The sequence below is a fragment of the Sphingomonas sp. GC_Shp_5 genome, assembly GCF_026540855.1.
Classification (GTDB): Bacteria; Pseudomonadota; Alphaproteobacteria; order Sphingomonadales; family Sphingomonadaceae; genus Sphingomonas.
Window position 1 is genome coordinate 355369 of the sequence record NZ_JALNUP010000001.1, and the last position, 15334, is coordinate 370702.

The window sequence follows — 15334 nt, forward strand, 5'->3', positions numbered from 1 at the left end:
GCGATGCCCCGTCGCGGCGGCGGTCAGCTGCTGTGGTCGGAGATGATCTTCCAGCCGGTCTGGCCGCGCTCGAAGACGAGCGTCGTCATGCCGGCGGCCGACTTCTTGCCGGCAGGATAGGTCAGCTGCCAGCGCGCGAACAGGATCTGGTGGCGCGGGTCGACCGGGCGGAAGCCGAGGATGCGGAACGACAGCGCGCCGCGCGCCGCGGGATCGGCGCCATAGCCCTTGGCGTAGCGGGCGGCGATCGCGGCCTTGCCGCGGATCAGGCCGTCGCGGGTGACGAAGATTGCGTCGTCGGCATAGACCGCCATGAAGCGGCGGATGTCGCCGCGGCTCCACCCGGCGGCGCTATCGGCCATCGCGGCGCGGATCGCGGCCTGCGGGTCGTCGGCGCAAGCTAGCGCCGGGGTAGACAGCAGAAGCGAGGCGGCCAGCAACGTGCGGATCATGATTGCTCCATCAAGGCGGTGAGCGCGGCCTCGTCGATCGGCTCAGCGAGGAGGAAACCCTGGTAGAAGGCGCAGCCCTCGGCGGCGAGCAGCTGCCGCTGCGCCTCGGTTTCGATCCCCTCGGCGACCACGGCGAGATCGAGCGAGCGGGCGAGCGCGGCCACGGCGCGGATCACGCACCTCTCGCGGTCCGAGCCCTCGATGCCACGCGCCAGCGCCTTGTCGATCTTGAGGTAATCGAGCGGCAGCGCGGTGAGATAGGCGAGGCTCGAATAGCCGGTGCCGAAATCGTCGAGCGCCACCCGGCAGCCGGCGGCGCGCAGCGTCTCGAGCAGCACCGCGGCGACGCCGAGATCGCGGATCGCGCCCGATTCGGTCACTTCCACCGTCAGGCGTTCGAGTGGAAAGCCGCTCGCGGCGACGCGGTCGAGGAACAGTTGCGCAAAGCCGGGGCGGCCGAGATCGCCGGCGGTAAGGTTGAGCGCGACGCGCAGGCGATCGAGCGGCGGCGGCCAGGCGGCTACCCGCGCCAGCACCAGCCGCTGGATGTGATCGGACAGCGCGATGCCGAGATCGGCGCGGTCGGCGGCGGCGAACAGCGCATCGGCGCCGAGCGGGCCGAGCGCGGGATGGTGCCAGCGCGCCAGTGCCTCCACCCCACCGATCCGGCGGCCGTCGATCGGCGCCTGCGGCTGGAACAGGATCTCGATCTCGCCGCGCTCGATGGCGTGGTGGAGATCGATCGCGAGTGAATCGAGCGGTGCCGCCCCCTCCGGTCCGGCGATGCGGATCACCGCGCCATCGCTCGCCTTGGCCGCGATCAGCGCCTCGCCGACGCGGCGCAGCAGACTGTCGGCATCGTCGCCGGCGCCGGCGAGCGCCATGCCCCAGCGGCTGCCCAGCACCGCCAGTTGCTCGCCCGCGCGCAACGGCTGGGCGAGCGCCGCGCCGAGCCGTGCCGCCAGGCCATCGAGGCCGGTGGCGTCCGCCTCGACGGCGACGACGATATCGCCCGCACCGGGGTGGGCGACCTGCGCTGCGCCGCCGGGTACCGCCGCGGCGATCGCCTCGACGGTGCGGCGTGCTTCGCCAATCAGTGCGTCGCCTGCGGCACGACCGCGCGCGGCGTTGAGGATGTCGAGCCGCGACAGCGAGATACGCAGCACGCCGACGCTGCGGCCTGCCGCGATGCGGTCGGCCAGCCACAGGCGCAGCACCGCCATCGCGGTGTCGTCGCCGCGATGGGGCCAGCGCCGCTCACCCTCCGCCGACCAGCGATCGGAGCCGCGCTGGGCATGGCGGGCGGCGTAGCGGATCGCCTGGGTCAGCTCCGTCACGCTGGCCGGCATCGCAAGGAAATGGGTGGCGCCGGCGGTGAACGCCTCGTCGATCGCCTCGTCATCGACCCCGTCGAGCAGCACCAGCAGCGCCGCGCCGGTCGCGCCGACCAGCCCGCCCAGCCGCCGCAGATCGGGCAATGATCCGACGATGCCGCCGCGCGCATCGACCACCGCCACCGCGGCGCCGCTCGCCATGCAGCGCGCGGCAACGCCGCCGCCACCGGCATCGATGATCGGGTGCCAGCCGTCCGCCTCGGCGATCTCCGCCAGCGCCGGGCCGGGCGTGGCCGCGCCGCCCGGGGAGACGATAAACAATGCTGCGCAACCGGCGTCTGTCCCCATCCGCACTGACCTAGCCGTGTGGGCTGGCGCCGCCAACCGCCCTGGCGTCGCCCCGCTTCCCGTCCGGGGACGCCCGGGCCGTCGATGACCCGTCTCGTGCAGCCCCGCCCTTGCCCCGGGGCCGTCGAGACCCTAGCTCCTGCCGATGGCCATTGATGTTCTCTCGACCGACCGCCAGCTGGTCGACGCCCACGGCCGTGTCATCCGTTATCTGCGCATCTCGGTGACGGATCGCTGCGATCTGCGCTGCCGCTATTGCATGGCCGAGCAGATGACCTTCCTGCCGCGTGCCAAGCTGCTCAGCCTCGAGGAGATCGCGATCATCGCCGAGCGCTTCATGGCGCGCGGGGTGACCAAGATCCGCCTGTCGGGCGGCGAGCCGCTGGTGCGGCGCGACGTTGGCGAGCTGATGGACCGGCTCGGCCGCCATGTCGGCCACGGCCTCGACGAGCTGACCATGACCACCAACGGCACCCGCCTCGCCGAACATGCCGAGCGCATGGTCGCGGCCGGGATCCGCCGGATCAACGTCAGCCTCGACAGCCTCGATGCCGATACCTTCCGCTTCATCACCCGCCACGGCGACCTTGCCCAGGTGCTCGGCGGCATCGCCGCGGCCAAGGCGGCCGGGCTCGCGGTCAAGATCAACATGGTCGCGCTTGCCGGGATCAACGAGGCCGAGATCGGCACGATGCTCGCCTGGTGCGCCGCCGAAGGCCATGACCTGTCGCTGATCGAGACGATGCCGCTCGGTGCGATCGATGAGGACCGGGTCGACCGGTTCGTGCCGCTGACCCGCGTGTTCGAGACGCTCTCCAGCCGCTTCCCGCTGGTCCGCGACACGCACCGCACCGGGGGCCCGGCGCGCTACTGGCGGGTGGAGGGCACCGCGACGCGGCTCGGCCTGATCTCGCCGCTCACCGCCAATTTCTGCGACGGTTGCAACCGGGTGCGGCTGACGACCGAGGGCAAGCTCTACATGTGCCTCGGCCATGACGATCAGGTCGATCTCAAGGCGATCCTGCGCGAGCAAGGCGTCGACGCGCTCGACGATGCGATCGACGGCGCGCTGCTGCTCAAGCCCAAGCGGCACGATTTCCGCATCGAGGCGGGCTCGGCGCCGGCAGTGGCGCGGCACATGAGCGTCACCGGCGGATGACCGGCTACACGCGGCGGGCGCTGGTCGCCTCGCCCACCGCCCAGGCGCAGGCCGCCGCGGCCGAACTCGCCGACGCCCAGGATTGGGTGGAGCCCGCCGACGCCGATGTGATCATCGCGCTCGGTGGCGACGGCTTTATGCTGCAGACGCTGCACGCGATCCTCGATCGCCGCCGCCCCGGCGTGCCGGTGTTCGGGATGAACCTCGGCACGGTCGGCTTCTTGATGAACGAGTGGCGCCGCCACGGCCTCGACGAACGACTGATGCGCGCGCGCCCCTTCCAGGTGACGCCGCTGCTGGTGACCGTCACCGACCAGGAGGGTCGGATCTTTCAGGTACCGGCGATCAACGAGGTATCGCTGCTGCGCGAGACGCGCCAGACTGCCAAGCTGTGCGTCACCGTCAACGATCGGGTGGTGATGCCGGAGCTGGCGTGCGACGGCATCCTCGCCGCCACCCCTGCCGGTTCGACCGCCTATAATCTCTCGGCGCAGGGCCCCATCCTGCCGCTGGGATCGAACCTGCTCGCGCTGACCCCGATCAGCCCGTTCCGCCCGCGACGCTGGCGCGGCGCGATCCTGCCGGACAAGGCGCGGATCTCGCTCACGGTGCTCAACCCGGCCAAGCGGCCGGTGTCGGCGGTTGCCGATCAGCGCGAGTTCCGCAACATCGCCGCGGTCGATATCGCGATGGATCGCGCGCGCGAACTGACCCTGCTGTTCGATCCCGAGCATGCGCTCGACGACCGCATCACCATGGAGCAGTTCCTCGGCTGAGCGGCGAACCGGTTCTGCGACAAAACGGGGTTGCATCGCCGATTTTGCCGTTTATAGACGCGCTTCCGCAGCGCGTTCCCTGATAGCTCAGCGGTAGAGCTCTCGACTGTTAATCGAGCGGCCGTAGGTTCGAATCCTACTCAGGGAGCCAGCTGCGGAGATCTACCGCATTGAAATGATGCGAGAAGTTGGGGGGCTGCGGTGATCGCTCCCTCCCCTGCTCCCACACTCTGAAGCGATAGGCGGCGAACAACCGCGAACAGTCGCACTGATGATAGCAGGATGTTTACCCATCCGCGGCACACCGCCGGCAGTTTTCGCTGCGTGGGGCACTCGTTGAGCTACTTCAATCCGATCGCGCCGCGGAAAGCGGCTGAACTCGTCGACTTGGCGGATCTGGGTCATGCCCCCTCCGTGCTGGCCGACTTCGCTGTCGCAGGGCTGGTGAAGGCATATGCCCGCATCATCGAGACGGATGAGGCTGATGGTCGCCGCACCGAGGTTCGCGACAGCCGCATCTCTCGCGACCTGTGGCGTCGGATCTGTGCCGAGGGCAAGGTCGACGACATTTGGGCCACCGGCACCGTCCGCCTTCCTGGCTCGGATCTGCGAGGCGGTGCACCAGCTGTGAGCCTGATCGGCATCCGGTTCGACGACAAGTCTCTGCAGAACGTCATCGCCCAGCACAGCGGCCATGTGGGGACGGCCGTTCCTCCGAAGCAGCCCGAGCTGCCGGCAGTGCATTCGGCGTCTTTGTCTCCACCGCTGACCGTTGGGGAGCCCAAGATCGAGCCGGTCAAAACGACAGCCGCGCCCATGCGCGTCGGCATCCCCGAAGGCGCGATCACCGTAACCGTGAAGGAGGTGATGGCTGCCACGGGGCTTGGGCGGACCACTATCGATAAACTTATGGGCAATGGTACGCTGGAGCGCATCAAGGTTGGTGGGCGCGCGTTGATTACCGTGGAGAGCATCAAATCTGTGGTCAGCCAGCAGCGATGATGCCGAACTAGCTCGCAGTCGGCGCGTCCTGCTCGCCGCGACCCGTGCAGTTCCACACCGACGTCTTCCGCAACATGGACGTCCAGCTGCGCACCGCCGGCGATCGCCTGGCGCGTAGCGTGGATGAGTTCGGCAAGGTGGCAGCGACCGCGGCACGCCAGATCGCGTTCATGAGCGGCCGGCGATGGGGCAAGAGCCACTATGCTCTCCTGACTGCTCGCCGGGCCGAGGCGTTCCGCGGCCGCGAGGCCACGCTGGTGGCAGTGGATGAGTTCGAAGTCTAACCGAACTCCAGATCGGGCTGGCCGAAGGCCACATTGGCGAAGCCGAAACTCGCGTAAACCGCTTCAAATCCCCATATAGCGGCCTCAAACGTGAACCTGCTGGTAATACCCGCGTTGCATAGGTGTCGTTCGAACGGTATATAGAACGAACATCGAAGCTCGAACGAAGGAGGACGAAATGGCTACGACATTCCCGCTCCCCAACGCTCAGACGCGTCGCCGCATCAAGAAGGTGGCACGGCCGAACGATATGCAGTTCGACGCTGCCGCGGTAGTGAACCGCCTTTATGCGCAGTTCCCGATCGATATGGAGCGCCTCGCTGAATGACCACGCCCAGGTGGGTGGAGGTCGAAGAAGCGATTGATCTCAACAAGCAGATAGTCGCCGTCAAGCCAGAGCCGTTCGGCATTACCCTGCCGGGCGCGCTTGAGGCGGCGATCAATCGCCCCAAGCAGCACTATTTCTATGCCGACAACGTCGAGGATCGTGACGACCTTCTGCTTCTGAGCGCGAAGCTGTGCGTCGGCATCTCGGAGGCTCAAGCGTTCCAGCAGGGCAACAAGCGCACCGGCGTTGCCTGCATGGAGAGCTTCCTCAACTTCAACGGCTACGCAATCGACTCCAGCGCCCACGGCCACCTGGCCGACCTGGTCCTCGCCACCGCGCATCCCGACAAGAGCCAGCGGATGGATGAGGAGGAGTTCGCGGACAATCTCGACCTGTTCGTGCGGCCGTTCCATGAGGCAATCGCCAACGGCTATACCGGCAGCTACCTCTCCGCGATCACCGCGCCCGACAGCATTCTCGCCCGCTCTGGCATCGAGTTCATCGGCCCGAACCTCGCGCCCGGCACGCTGATCATCCCATTCGGCGCCTACACCTTCCCCAACTCGAAGGGCTTCTTCGATCCCCGGGATCTCCGCCGCCCCGATACCGACGACGACGTCGCCCCCAACGACGACTGACGCCAACGCCGCGCGGGGACACAGGCCCCAAGCACGGGGTAGGTGGCTTTTTGCCCTAGCCACGCAGCCGGCGCACCAGGCGCTTCCAATCCTCGGGCGTTTGCGGTCCCCAGCGCGGGAAGGAGAGAGGTGCGGTGGGGGAAGGCGACCAAGCGGCTAGGAAAACACATTGGCCTAGCGGCGCTTGCCGTCTAGCGTGTTAAGCGGCCCTCCTGTCATCCCAATAGCGGCGTTCTTCAACGTCATCCCGGAAGTCGAAAAGCATCGGGATTGGCTCGCGCCCTTCCTTCATTTCGTTATATGCCTCGACGTCGGTGGCGAGCTGGACGCAATCGCCGACTATCTGTTCACGGCGCTGGATAAATGCCTTCTGCATGTGCTCGCGTGGTGCATCCGCCATTATCGCCCAAAAGGTATATTGAACTCCCCCACGGTTGACGCGCACTGCATGGTTGACGCGATACCGCCGTCCTTGTCGATCAGTTGCATATTCTTCACGGAGCGCCCTGGACATGTCCTCGGCGAGCTTTGCAAGCGGGTCGACCGGCTGAGTTTCGATCATGCGGCGTTCTACGCCCCACTGCACCGCGTCACGTGCCGTGGCCGGCACTTGCCCATGTTCCTGCTCGTAGGCGTGCCAAACTTTTTGAAGCTGCTCGTTATAAGTCACGGTTTGACACCCTTCACAACGATACAGGGGCGATGTCACCCCACCCATCAACAACACTGGAACCCAGCAGGTACTGCCTGATCTTAACCTTGTGACGCGTCAGCCAGTCGTAGCGCTTCATCCGCCGCTGAAGTTGGCCAACCACGATCCCAGGATGGCGTCCCACGCGACCGGCAAACCCCACAACATCCTTTTCGGCAATGTATGGGTACTTGCGCACATAGAAGGATTCGAGCTCTGCGGCCGGAACGCATGCATCCTGTGCCGCTGCATTGGCTTTCTTCTCGACCACTGGCAGGTCTTCGCGGCTTCCGGACGCCTCCAAGTCGACATCGACTTGGGCTCCATCAAGCTCGCCGCGGCCATCGCCATTAAGTACGTGCTCCAGCTCGTGCCTCAGGACAAACCAAAAATTATCGATGCGATCGTGGCGGATAGTCATTCCGACGACCGGCGACTTCGCGTCCAGCCAGAAGCAAGCGCCGTCAATATTTGCCTTGGGCAGCGTTTCTACCACCACAAACCGCACCCCGCATTCTGACAGCAAGCGCGGGATGTGACGTATCTCTTCCGCGTCTCTCATATAGCGAGGGAGTTCAGCCGCCAGTGCCCGCAACTTGCTCTGGGAATAAGCAACGGTTGGCATCTCCGCAGCGATCTGCCGAACACGAAAGAGCCAAGCGATCTGGACAGGAGATGTCTCGCTATAGTCGGCCTTCTTCGCCGCGTGAGCCAAATAGGGCACATCGGCCAAGTCGTTCTTATGAAAGAAGCGCATCATCTGGGCTTCTAGAAGGCCTATGTCCGTGTCTGCTAGCCATCCCCTCTTGATCATCTCTCGAACAGGGTACGCATTCTGTAGCCGGGCGCGGCGCTCTACTGCGGGATCGGGCGCTTTCGCCTTGGCCATTTCATAAGCCTGCTGCAGGTTGGCAAAATATGCCGCGGAGACGTCGAACGCTTTGCCCAGCGCCTTTGCCATTTCAGGGCTAATGCCGCGCTTACCCGACAAGATCAGGTTGATCGCCTGCTCCGGCACGCCGAGAATATAGGCCAGATCGCGCTGCGACCACTCGCGAGCCTCGATCTCTTCACGCACGAACTCGCCGGGATGGGGAACGTCATCAAGGCAAGCAGCGATGTTCATATGGTACCCTTCAATGTGTGTCGCCGATTGCGACGACTGTAATTACCGGTGGTCGCTGGCTCTGAGTGATCGTAAATTCGATCCGGTATTGGTCGTTGATCCTGATTGAATGCCGATCGCTGCGGTCGCCTTGCAGTTTCTTGAAATTGAGGCTCTTGAGGTTGCGCAGATCTCGCTCATCGGCAGCCGCTTCCAATTGCACCAGCCGGCGTCTGGCCGCTTTGATGACGGCGAAAGGAAGCCCCATCTTGTGCGCGTCGTCCGTGCATATGCGTCGTAGAGCGTCATCCGCGAACTCGATCCTCATGTGGAATCAGTCTAAGGCCAGTCACCCTAAGGGTCAATTGCCAACTGAACGCCATGCGTTCAGTCGTCCATTTAACTTACAAACATCGCCTCAACGATCGCCTGCATCAGCACGCCCCGCGGCACCGGGACGCTGACCGACGTGTACCCTTGTAGGCCCTCACCACCTTGTCGGGAACGGCGTGCGCCAATGCCGCCTCGGCCACCGCATCGGGTATCTGATGCATCTGCTCGGCAGCCCAGTCGCGGAACGAACTGCGGAACCCATGAGGGGTGTATGGCTGCTTGGCGTCCCGCATCACCTTCGACAGCGTCATGTCAGAGATCATCGTCCCCTTGGCTGACGGGAATACCAGGTCGCCGGGCTTCGGCTTGCGGGCAGCGACGATGCGCTCGAGCAACGCGACAGCTGCCGTGTTCAACGTCACGGTGTGGGGCTCGCGGCTCTTCATCAGCTCGGCCGGTCGGTTCCAGTCGCCTCGCTCCAGATCCATGTTTGCCCACCTCGCCGACCGTATCTCGCCGGTCCGCGCAGCCGTCAAAATCTGGAGCAGCAGCGCATCGCGACCAGTCGACGAGACTTTCTCCCGTAGATCGGCGACGAAGGCAGGGACGTCGGCCCAAGGCATCGAGGCGAAGTTGCCACCCTTCGCTTGCTTCGACAGCCCAACGGAAACCGATTTCCGCGGCGCCTCCGTCGGCCGCCACCCTTTGGAGTGAGCGAAATCCAGCACCGCATTGATCCGCACCTTCACCTTCCGGGCGGTTTCCGGCACCTTTGTCCAGATCGCCGCGAGTGTATCGCGGATGTTCGAGGCTTCAATCGAGTCGACTTTTAGATTGCCGATCGCGGGATAGACGTGCGTTTCGAGTGAGGTCAGGAACGCTGCGGCGTTCTTCGCCGACCAGCCGGGCTTTAGCGCCTCGTGGGCAGCCTTCGCGGCTTCCTTGAAAGTCGGAATTGGGCGGCGGTCCCGATCCCGTTCGGCAACGGGGTCACGACCGTTGAGCGCATGCTTCCGCAACTCGGGCGCCTTGCCTCTGGCTTCCGCCAAACTGAGCGATGCAAGCGACCCTAATCCGATGTCCCGGCGCTTGCCGTCTCGCTGAACCCGGAGCACCCAGGACTTCGCGCCAGCAGGGGAGACGAGCAGGTAGAGTCCAGCTCCGTCGCCGTGGCGACCAGCCTTGGCATTCTTCACCGCCAGAGCGCTTAGCTTCGCCATCTAACTCCCTCACCTGCTCCCACACATTCGCGCGGTTGAAAGCGAACGTCAACGAACAAAGGCGAAACGCCAAACGTGAATCAATCGGGAACGCCAAGAGCTGCGCGAAGAATGACGAACAACCACGAACAACCTGTTATGCTCCTACTCAGGGAGCCAGCTGCGGACCTCCGAAAACCAAGGTTTTCGTCGAGGGCCGCGCGATGTCGGGGCCACTATTATGACATCCGCGATCTATTGCTTGATTGTTGCTCCACCGGCCTATTGCCGCCTACGATAACCATCACGTGCCGGGCCGGGCGTGTGGAGGATTGTGTATGGCGATTGGTCTTGTCGCAGCCGCTCTGATCGCCAGCGGGCAGGCGGGCCCGCCGGCAGCGGTGCCCCCCGCGCCGCAAATATCAGGGCAACGCCTCCAGCGGTGGATCCCCGGTGACGTGCGATGCAGCGGCAGGACCTTCGCCGGCACGCAGCTTCGGCGGCCCCACACAACCTTGCTTTGGGGCGAGCAAACATCGGCGCCGCGAACCTACACGTTCCGGATCGATCCGCGCGGCCAAGCCATGTCGATCACCGGCGGCGGAGACTGGGACTATTCGACAACTGACATAGCGCCGTCGCTCGCAGCATCGCATTTCCCAGTGGCGGCGGCGCTGGACAATTGCACGGTGACCTACACCGCGGATCCCCTGTCGATCGCCGACGCTCCGCTCGGCGATCTCATCTCCTACAGCATCAATCCGCTCAACGGCGAGCTGCCGCCAGCGGCGTGGGCCCGGATCAAGCCCGAGGGGGCGGATTGCGACAAGGAGCCCAGGCCGCAGTGGCTGCGGGCCGTGTCGCCCGATTACCTGAAGCTGCCGGGTGCTCCGGGGGCACGGGACTGGAGCCTGGTGGCTTATGATCTAAACGCCAAAGGCCGCCCTATCCACCTCAGGCAGGCGGTCGGCACTGGCAACGTAGCGCTCGAACGGGCTGCACTGCGCGCGATGGGCCAGTCGCGGCTGACGCAAGGCCCGCGGCGTGGCTGCCTCAACCCGTTCACCAGAAACGCCACCCGTTTGCCGGCGCCGGCGGACATCGATCCACCGTCGCTGACCCCAGCCGGCAGTAATTGCGCCTATGACGAGAAATGGGAAACGATGCCGGCGCTCGTCTATCCGGACAATTGGCGCAAGCGGGCGATCGAGGGTTGGGCGATCCTGGCGTTCGACGTTGCGCCCTGGGGCGCCACCGGCCACGTCAGAGTCTTGGCGAGCCAGCCGTCGGATGAATTCGGCAAGGCGGCGCTGCCGATCGTGTTGGATGCCAAGAAGAAGGCGTCCAGCACAGGGCTGGTGGGCTGCGTCGAGCGAGTCCGGTTCCGAATGGGGCCCGGTACGCCCGAGCCGGCGGGAGGCGGCTGACCGCAAGGTCAGTTACCGCCCGCCCTTGAGGCGCGATCAGGCCGGCTTGGCGAGCATCTTCTCGGCACTGGTTTTGACGAAATCGCCGATCGGGCCGGCCATCATCGCCAGCATCATCGGGATGCGCACCGTGCCGGCGACATTCGCCTCGCCGATCACGAGATCAGCCGATACCTTCTGGCCCATTGCCTTGATCGCCAGCGACAGCGCATCCGCGCCAGTCCATTCGGCGTCCACCATCCCGCCACCGGGGATGTGCGCCGCGAGCTTGGGCAGGCCAGCTTCGATGCGGCGCCGCGCTTCGGCCCGGCCGAGCGCATGGGGGATGTCGAAGGCAAGGTCGGCCATGGTCACTCGTCGGTTGCTGGATCGGGTGCGTGGCCTAGGCTGCCGATGACGGCCATGACAAGGCTCGCCACGCACCCGCAACAGATCAGGGCCGCTCGGCAGCCAGCGTCAGCGCCGCCGCGGTGCCGCTTGCCGGGCGCAGGTGGAACCACTCGGGACGGTCGATCGCGGTGAGAAAGGCGAGGATGCAAAGCCCGAACGCCAGCAGCCCGACCTTGCCCCACACAGGGTGAAGTGGCTTGTCGTTGTTGGTGGCGGAATCGTCCATGAACGTCTCTCCTTGGGGGTTCGATGCCCGATCTAGGTGGCGGGTTTTGCCAGCGGACGTGCGCGGCGTGACGTTTTCTTGCTGCGATGCAGCAGATGTCGCGGGCGTAGCCGGCGGTGTTTCCATGCTATGACAGCCCGATGCAGCAGGCCACCACCATCATCGCCATCGACACCCGGCACCAGGGGCTGATCGATTTCACCCGCGACGTCGTCGACTGGGTTGATCGCCAGGGGCTGACCGAGGGGCTGCTCACCCTGTTCTGCCGCCACACCTCCGCCTCGCTGGTGATCCAGGAGAATGCAGCGCCGGCGGTGCGACGCGACATGGAGGCGTATTTCGCCGCGCTGACGCCCGAAAGCCGGCATTACGAACATGACGACGAGGGGCCGGACGACATGCCGGCGCACCTGCGCACTGCGCTCACCGGGGTGCAGCTGTCGATCCCGCTGATCGGCGGCCGGCTTGCCTTGGGGACGTGGCAGGGCATCTATCTGTTCGAGCACCGCCGGCATCCCCACCGGCGGACGATCGCGCTCCACCTGATCGGCGAAGCGCGCTAGCGGCTGCTCAGATGCCGGCCACGTAGAGGCCATGATGGGACAGGATGAACAGGCTGCGGCCTTCCGCGCCGCCGACGACCAGCTGGAGCGGGTGCTCGGGAACGTCGATCCGGCCGATCTCACGGCCATCGGCGGCATAGACGAATATCTGTCCATTGGCGACGAATACCCGTCCCCGACCATCGACCGCGACGCTCTCGCCGCCGCGGTTCGCGAAGGCCTTGAGCGCGCTGAGCTCGCCGCGCGGGCCGAGCAGGCCGCTATACGTCTTATTCTCCGAGCCGTTGGTGACGAACACGCGACTGCCCGGTCTGGCGGCGACAAAGCCGTAGCTGTCGAGCGCATCGGAGAAGCGCCAGCCCCTGAAATCCGCCGGACCCTGCTGGAAGGTGCGATAGGCCGGCAGCACCAGGCTGCCGTCGGGCGACACATAGGCGCGGGACTTGGGCAAGGCGGCGTCGCGCGCGAACATGTCGGCGAGCGTAGGGTAGCGCATCGTCGCGGGATCGAGCTGATCCTTGAACTCACCATTATTCCAATAGCTCGCCGGCAGCGCCACGGTGGCTCCCGGGTGGTCCGCCGCCGCGGTCGGCGCGATCACGGTCAGCGCCGTCTCGGGCCCTCCCGGCTTGAAGCTGTAGACGGTGCCCTCTCGCCCATCGGACGACAGCACCATCAGATTGCCCGAGCGATCCACCGCCAGGTTGACCGCATCGAGCGATGTATCCCGCACGATCGACAGGCCGCCCTTGGCCGACCAGCCGTAGATCCGCTGCGCTTTGCGATCGACGAAGTAGAGATTGCCCGCCGCATCCACCGCGCCGCCGCCGGCGGCATCGAAGCCGCCGGCTAGCTTGGTGACCTTGCCGGCGAACGCGGCGGCCTTGGCCGGCGGGGTGGCTGCGCCGACATCGAGGGTCGCAAACTCGTGCTCGCGCACTTCCAGACCACTGGTCATGTCCTGGACGGCATTTTCGTACGGATATTTGCTGGCGCGCAGATAGGTGGCGCAGCCATTCTCGTCGCAGGTGCCGAGTCCGCTTTCGGCGTTCACATGCACGTTGCGGAAGCGGATGCCGCGGGCATTGTAGAGCCGCACCGCGGCGGCGGCAGGCTTGAGCGAGCGGGTGACCCGATAGGCGTGATAGTTGGCGACGAGGATGTCGTGGCTGTCGCGGATCTCGAGCGACACCGCATCCTGGCTCTCACCCGCCTCCTCTTCGGTTTGCGGCGCGAGCAGCTCCCAATTGGCGACGCGGTTCAAGGCGATCTCGGTGCGGGCGTGATGCTCAACCGACATCTCATAGACGTGGCCGGGGGTGTCGGTGTCGGAGACGTAGAAGCCGGCCTGGGCGTAGGTGTTGGGACTCCAGATGTTGTTGAAGGTGCCGCCGCCGCCGCGGGTCACCCACAGGCTCGGATATTGCGCGTCCCAACGCTTGGCGGGATCGGCATCGCCGCTGTGGTTGGCGTTGTACGGAACGAAGCGGGTGCCGTCGGCAAGATCGGTGCCGTGGCCGCCCTGGAACTTGACGTCATCGACCAGCGAATTCGCGCCGGCGGTCCACAGCAAGGCGGTGGCGCGCGGGTTGATCCCGCCGGTGAACAGGCCGAGCCCGGAGACGATGGCCGCGCCGCCTTCGGCGGAGGCGATCAGCGGCTTGGACGCGCCGACGCCCTGAAACGCCGGGGTGCGATCGGGCAGGATGATCTGGGTGAGGTTGGGATGAAGTGCGACCAGCGCGGTGTCGGCGCGCAGCCGCAGCGTGTCGCTGACGATGTAGCGGCCCGCGGGGAAATAGACGGTGCGATGCGTGTCGATCGCGCGCTGGATCGCCTGGGTATCATCGGTCTTGTTGTCGCCGCGGGCGCCGGCCTCGCGGACATTGAACCAGTCGGTCGTGGCCGGCAGCGGCCGGATCGCAGGCGCGCCCGGCGCCGGCAGCGCGGGCAGTGCCGCCGCCTTGACGACGGTGGCATAATGGCCGGTCTGGCCAAGCCCGGGCACCGCCAGGCCGTAGTTGAAGGTAGCGACCCGATAGGCCGGGCCGGCGCCGTCGACCGTCTTGCCGCTGTCGCGAAAGCGCGCGAACACCGGGGTGTTCGACGCCAAGGCGTTCTCGAAGCCGATCTGGGTGTAGACGTTGTTCTCGTTGGAGATCACCACGCCCGCCTGGGCGATATTCTCGAAGCGGACGTCCCTGCCCCACAGCCAGTCGCCATAGCCCCGGTCGATGTCGATCCCGACCGGCGCGTTGCGCATCGTGACGTTGACGAGCGTGAGCCCCGCCTCATGCTCGCGGATCGCAGCGTCGCGCTGGCCGTCGAAGCTCGAATCGAGCAGGGTGAACTGCCAGGCAGGCGACGGCTTTTCGGTAAGGATGCCATAACGACCGCCGCGGAAGTGCAGGTCCTGACCGACGTTGGCGACCTGGTAGAGCCCGGCGAGGCCGGAGCCGAGATCGAAGTCCATGTGGCTGAGATAGGCGTGCTGCGCTGCATGGAAGCGGATCGCCGCGGCGGCCGGATTGCCCTGGCCGACCTCGACATCGATGTTGCTCATCGCCGAATAGAAGGTGCCGGGATTGGCGTCGGCGATCGTCGGATCGAACGGCACGCTGCCGGGTGGCGGGAACGGCACCCGCGGCACCTGGCCACGGTGGGCGCCGGCGAAGATCACCATGTTGGCGACGCCCTGCTGGAAGCCGGGGGTGGAGTCGCCGAGCACCAGCACTGGCCGGGTCCCGCCGACGCCGAACACCCGCACGCCGGGCCACACAAAGATGGTGCGCGTGACGCGATAGCGGCCCGACGGCACGAAGACGATACCGCCGCTGCCCTTGGCGGCCGCGGCGTCGATCGCGCGCTGGAGCGCGGCGGAGTCGTCGGCCCGGCCGTCGCGCTTGCCGGCGACGGTGACCGCGCGGGGATCGTCGGGCGCGGTCTGCAGCGACGACGTCGACGCCATCGCCGGGGCGGTGCTGGCCAGCAACAGGCCGATAAGCGCCGCCGCCCCTATTCCGTTGCGTCGCTGCATGGCCGATCTCCTGATAGACGAAAGTCCCGGCACATGGCCGGG

At 66.1% G+C, this 15334-nt stretch carries 17 protein-coding genes and 1 tRNA gene; 9 read left to right on the plus strand and 9 right to left on the minus strand.

Annotated elements, in window-relative coordinates; genetic code table 11:
• Positions 1–23 precede the first annotated feature (23 nt).
• Positions 24–452, minus strand: coding sequence for an SgcJ/EcaC family oxidoreductase (locus OXR60_RS01690; RefSeq protein ID WP_267393390.1), 429 nt, complete (start codon positions 450–452; stop codon positions 24–26).
• Positions 449–2134, minus strand: a complete 1686-nt coding sequence (locus tag OXR60_RS01695; RefSeq protein WP_267393391.1) for an EAL domain-containing protein — start codon at positions 2132–2134, stop codon at positions 449–451. The genes OXR60_RS01690 and OXR60_RS01695 overlap by 4 nt, the downstream gene beginning before the upstream one ends.
• Before the next feature lie 145 nt (positions 2135–2279).
• On the opposite strand from OXR60_RS01695, the gene moaA reads away from it, so the two are divergent.
• The 7 genes from moaA (at position 2280) to OXR60_RS01730 (ending at position 6321) form a co-directional block, all read left to right on the plus strand.
• Entirely contained in the window at positions 2280–3293 is a 1014-nt protein-coding gene (moaA, locus tag OXR60_RS01700) for a GTP 3',8-cyclase MoaA (protein ID WP_267393392.1), read from the plus strand.
• Positions 3290–4069, plus strand: a complete 780-nt coding sequence (locus OXR60_RS01705; RefSeq protein WP_267393394.1) for an NAD kinase — start codon at positions 3290–3292, stop codon at positions 4067–4069. Before moaA ends, OXR60_RS01705 begins: the two co-directional genes overlap by 4 nt.
• Before the next feature lie 76 nt (positions 4070–4145).
• A tRNA-Asn gene (locus OXR60_RS01710) sits at positions 4146–4220 on the plus strand.
• A 131-nt stretch (positions 4221–4351) separates the two neighbouring features.
• The gene (locus OXR60_RS01715) at positions 4352–5071 is read left to right on the plus strand and encodes a hypothetical protein (RefSeq protein WP_267393396.1); all 720 of its coding nucleotides are present in this window, start codon (positions 4352–4354) and stop codon (positions 5069–5071) included.
• Positions 5072–5115: 44 nt separating this feature from the next.
• Positions 5116–5355, plus strand: a complete 240-nt coding sequence (locus tag OXR60_RS01720; RefSeq protein ID WP_267393398.1) for a hypothetical protein — start codon at positions 5116–5118, stop codon at positions 5353–5355.
• Positions 5356–5533: 178 nt separating this feature from the next.
• Entirely contained in the window at positions 5534–5683 is a 150-nt protein-coding gene (locus OXR60_RS01725; protein WP_267393399.1) for a hypothetical protein, read from the plus strand.
• Positions 5680–6321 (plus strand): type II toxin-antitoxin system death-on-curing family toxin, encoded by a 642-nt coding sequence (locus OXR60_RS01730; RefSeq protein WP_267393400.1) that lies wholly within the window; start codon positions 5680–5682, stop codon positions 6319–6321. The genes OXR60_RS01725 and OXR60_RS01730 overlap by 4 nt, the downstream gene beginning before the upstream one ends.
• Before the next feature lie 199 nt (positions 6322–6520).
• Here OXR60_RS01730 and OXR60_RS01735 read toward each other — a convergent pair whose 3' ends face one another.
• From OXR60_RS01735 to OXR60_RS01750, 4 genes are all read right to left on the minus strand, one after another.
• Complete coding sequence (locus tag OXR60_RS01735; protein ID WP_267393402.1) at positions 6521–6991, minus strand: hypothetical protein; 471 nt, start codon at positions 6989–6991, stop codon at positions 6521–6523.
• A 13-nt stretch (positions 6992–7004) separates the two neighbouring features.
• Positions 7005–8138, minus strand: coding sequence for a HigA family addiction module antitoxin (locus OXR60_RS01740; RefSeq protein WP_267393403.1), 1134 nt, complete (start codon positions 8136–8138; stop codon positions 7005–7007).
• 10 nt (positions 8139–8148) lie between these two features.
• Complete coding sequence (locus tag OXR60_RS01745) at positions 8149–8445, minus strand: type II toxin-antitoxin system RelE/ParE family toxin (RefSeq protein WP_267393405.1); 297 nt, start codon at positions 8443–8445, stop codon at positions 8149–8151.
• A 106-nt stretch (positions 8446–8551) separates the two neighbouring features.
• A complete protein-coding gene (locus tag OXR60_RS01750; RefSeq protein ID WP_267393407.1) occupies positions 8552–9670 on the minus strand; it encodes an integrase arm-type DNA-binding domain-containing protein in 1119 nt (372 codons plus the stop codon).
• 563 nt (positions 9671–10233) lie between these two features.
• Between OXR60_RS01750 and OXR60_RS01755 the strand changes: the two genes are divergently transcribed.
• Entirely contained in the window at positions 10234–11076 is an 843-nt protein-coding gene (locus OXR60_RS01755; protein WP_267393409.1) for an energy transducer TonB, read from the plus strand.
• Positions 11077–11112: 36 nt separating this feature from the next.
• On the opposite strand, the gene OXR60_RS01760 is transcribed toward OXR60_RS01755, so the two are convergent.
• Positions 11113–11424, minus strand: coding sequence for a polyhydroxyalkanoic acid system family protein (locus tag OXR60_RS01760; RefSeq protein ID WP_267393411.1), 312 nt, complete (start codon positions 11422–11424; stop codon positions 11113–11115).
• Between the two features lie 85 nt (positions 11425–11509).
• Positions 11510–11692 (minus strand): hypothetical protein, encoded by a 183-nt coding sequence (locus OXR60_RS01765; RefSeq protein ID WP_267393413.1) that lies wholly within the window; start codon positions 11690–11692, stop codon positions 11510–11512.
• Positions 11693–11832: 140 nt separating this feature from the next.
• Between OXR60_RS01765 and OXR60_RS01770 the strand changes: the two genes are divergently transcribed.
• Positions 11833–12255, plus strand: coding sequence for a secondary thiamine-phosphate synthase enzyme YjbQ (locus OXR60_RS01770; protein WP_267393415.1), 423 nt, complete (start codon positions 11833–11835; stop codon positions 12253–12255).
• A gap of 7 nt (positions 12256–12262) precedes the next feature.
• Here the strand turns inward: OXR60_RS01770 and OXR60_RS01775 are convergent, their stop codons facing one another.
• Entirely contained in the window at positions 12263–15292 is a 3030-nt protein-coding gene (locus tag OXR60_RS01775) for a glycosyl hydrolase family 28-related protein (RefSeq protein WP_267393418.1), read from the minus strand.
• Positions 15293–15334 lie beyond the last annotated feature (42 nt).

Bases quoted from the DNA above. Each gene is read 5' to 3' on its own strand.
- OXR60_RS01690 (WP_267393390.1), bottom strand. From the start codon at position 452: ATGATCCGCACGTTGCTGGCCGCCTCGCTTCTGCTGTCTACCCCGGCG.
- OXR60_RS01695 (WP_267393391.1), bottom strand. From the start codon at position 2,134: ATGGGGACAGACGCCGGTTGCGCAGCATTGTTTATCGTCTCCCCGGGC.
- moaA (WP_267393392.1), top strand. From the start codon at position 2,280: ATGGCCATTGATGTTCTCTCGACCGACCGCCAGCTGGTCGACGCCCAC.
- OXR60_RS01705 (WP_267393394.1), top strand. From the start codon at position 3,290: ATGACCGGCTACACGCGGCGGGCGCTGGTCGCCTCGCCCACCGCCCAG.
- OXR60_RS01715 (WP_267393396.1), top strand. From the start codon at position 4,352: ATGTTTACCCATCCGCGGCACACCGCCGGCAGTTTTCGCTGCGTGGGG.
- OXR60_RS01725 (WP_267393399.1), top strand. From the start codon at position 5,534: ATGGCTACGACATTCCCGCTCCCCAACGCTCAGACGCGTCGCCGCATC.
- OXR60_RS01730 (WP_267393400.1), top strand. From the start codon at position 5,680: ATGACCACGCCCAGGTGGGTGGAGGTCGAAGAAGCGATTGATCTCAAC.
- OXR60_RS01740 (WP_267393403.1), bottom strand. From the start codon at position 8,138: ATGAACATCGCTGCTTGCCTTGATGACGTTCCCCATCCCGGCGAGTTC.
- OXR60_RS01745 (WP_267393405.1), bottom strand. From the start codon at position 8,445: ATGAGGATCGAGTTCGCGGATGACGCTCTACGACGCATATGCACGGAC.
- OXR60_RS01750 (WP_267393407.1), bottom strand. From the start codon at position 9,670: ATGGCGAAGCTAAGCGCTCTGGCGGTGAAGAATGCCAAGGCTGGTCGC.
- OXR60_RS01755 (WP_267393409.1), top strand. From the start codon at position 10,234: ATGTCGATCACCGGCGGCGGAGACTGGGACTATTCGACAACTGACATA.
- OXR60_RS01760 (WP_267393411.1), bottom strand. From the start codon at position 11,424: ATGGCCGACCTTGCCTTCGACATCCCCCATGCGCTCGGCCGGGCCGAA.
- OXR60_RS01765 (WP_267393413.1), bottom strand. From the start codon at position 11,692: ATGGACGATTCCGCCACCAACAACGACAAGCCACTTCACCCTGTGTGG.
- OXR60_RS01770 (WP_267393415.1), top strand. From the start codon at position 11,833: ATGCAGCAGGCCACCACCATCATCGCCATCGACACCCGGCACCAGGGG.
- OXR60_RS01775 (WP_267393418.1), bottom strand. From the start codon at position 15,292: ATGCAGCGACGCAACGGAATAGGGGCGGCGGCGCTTATCGGCCTGTTG.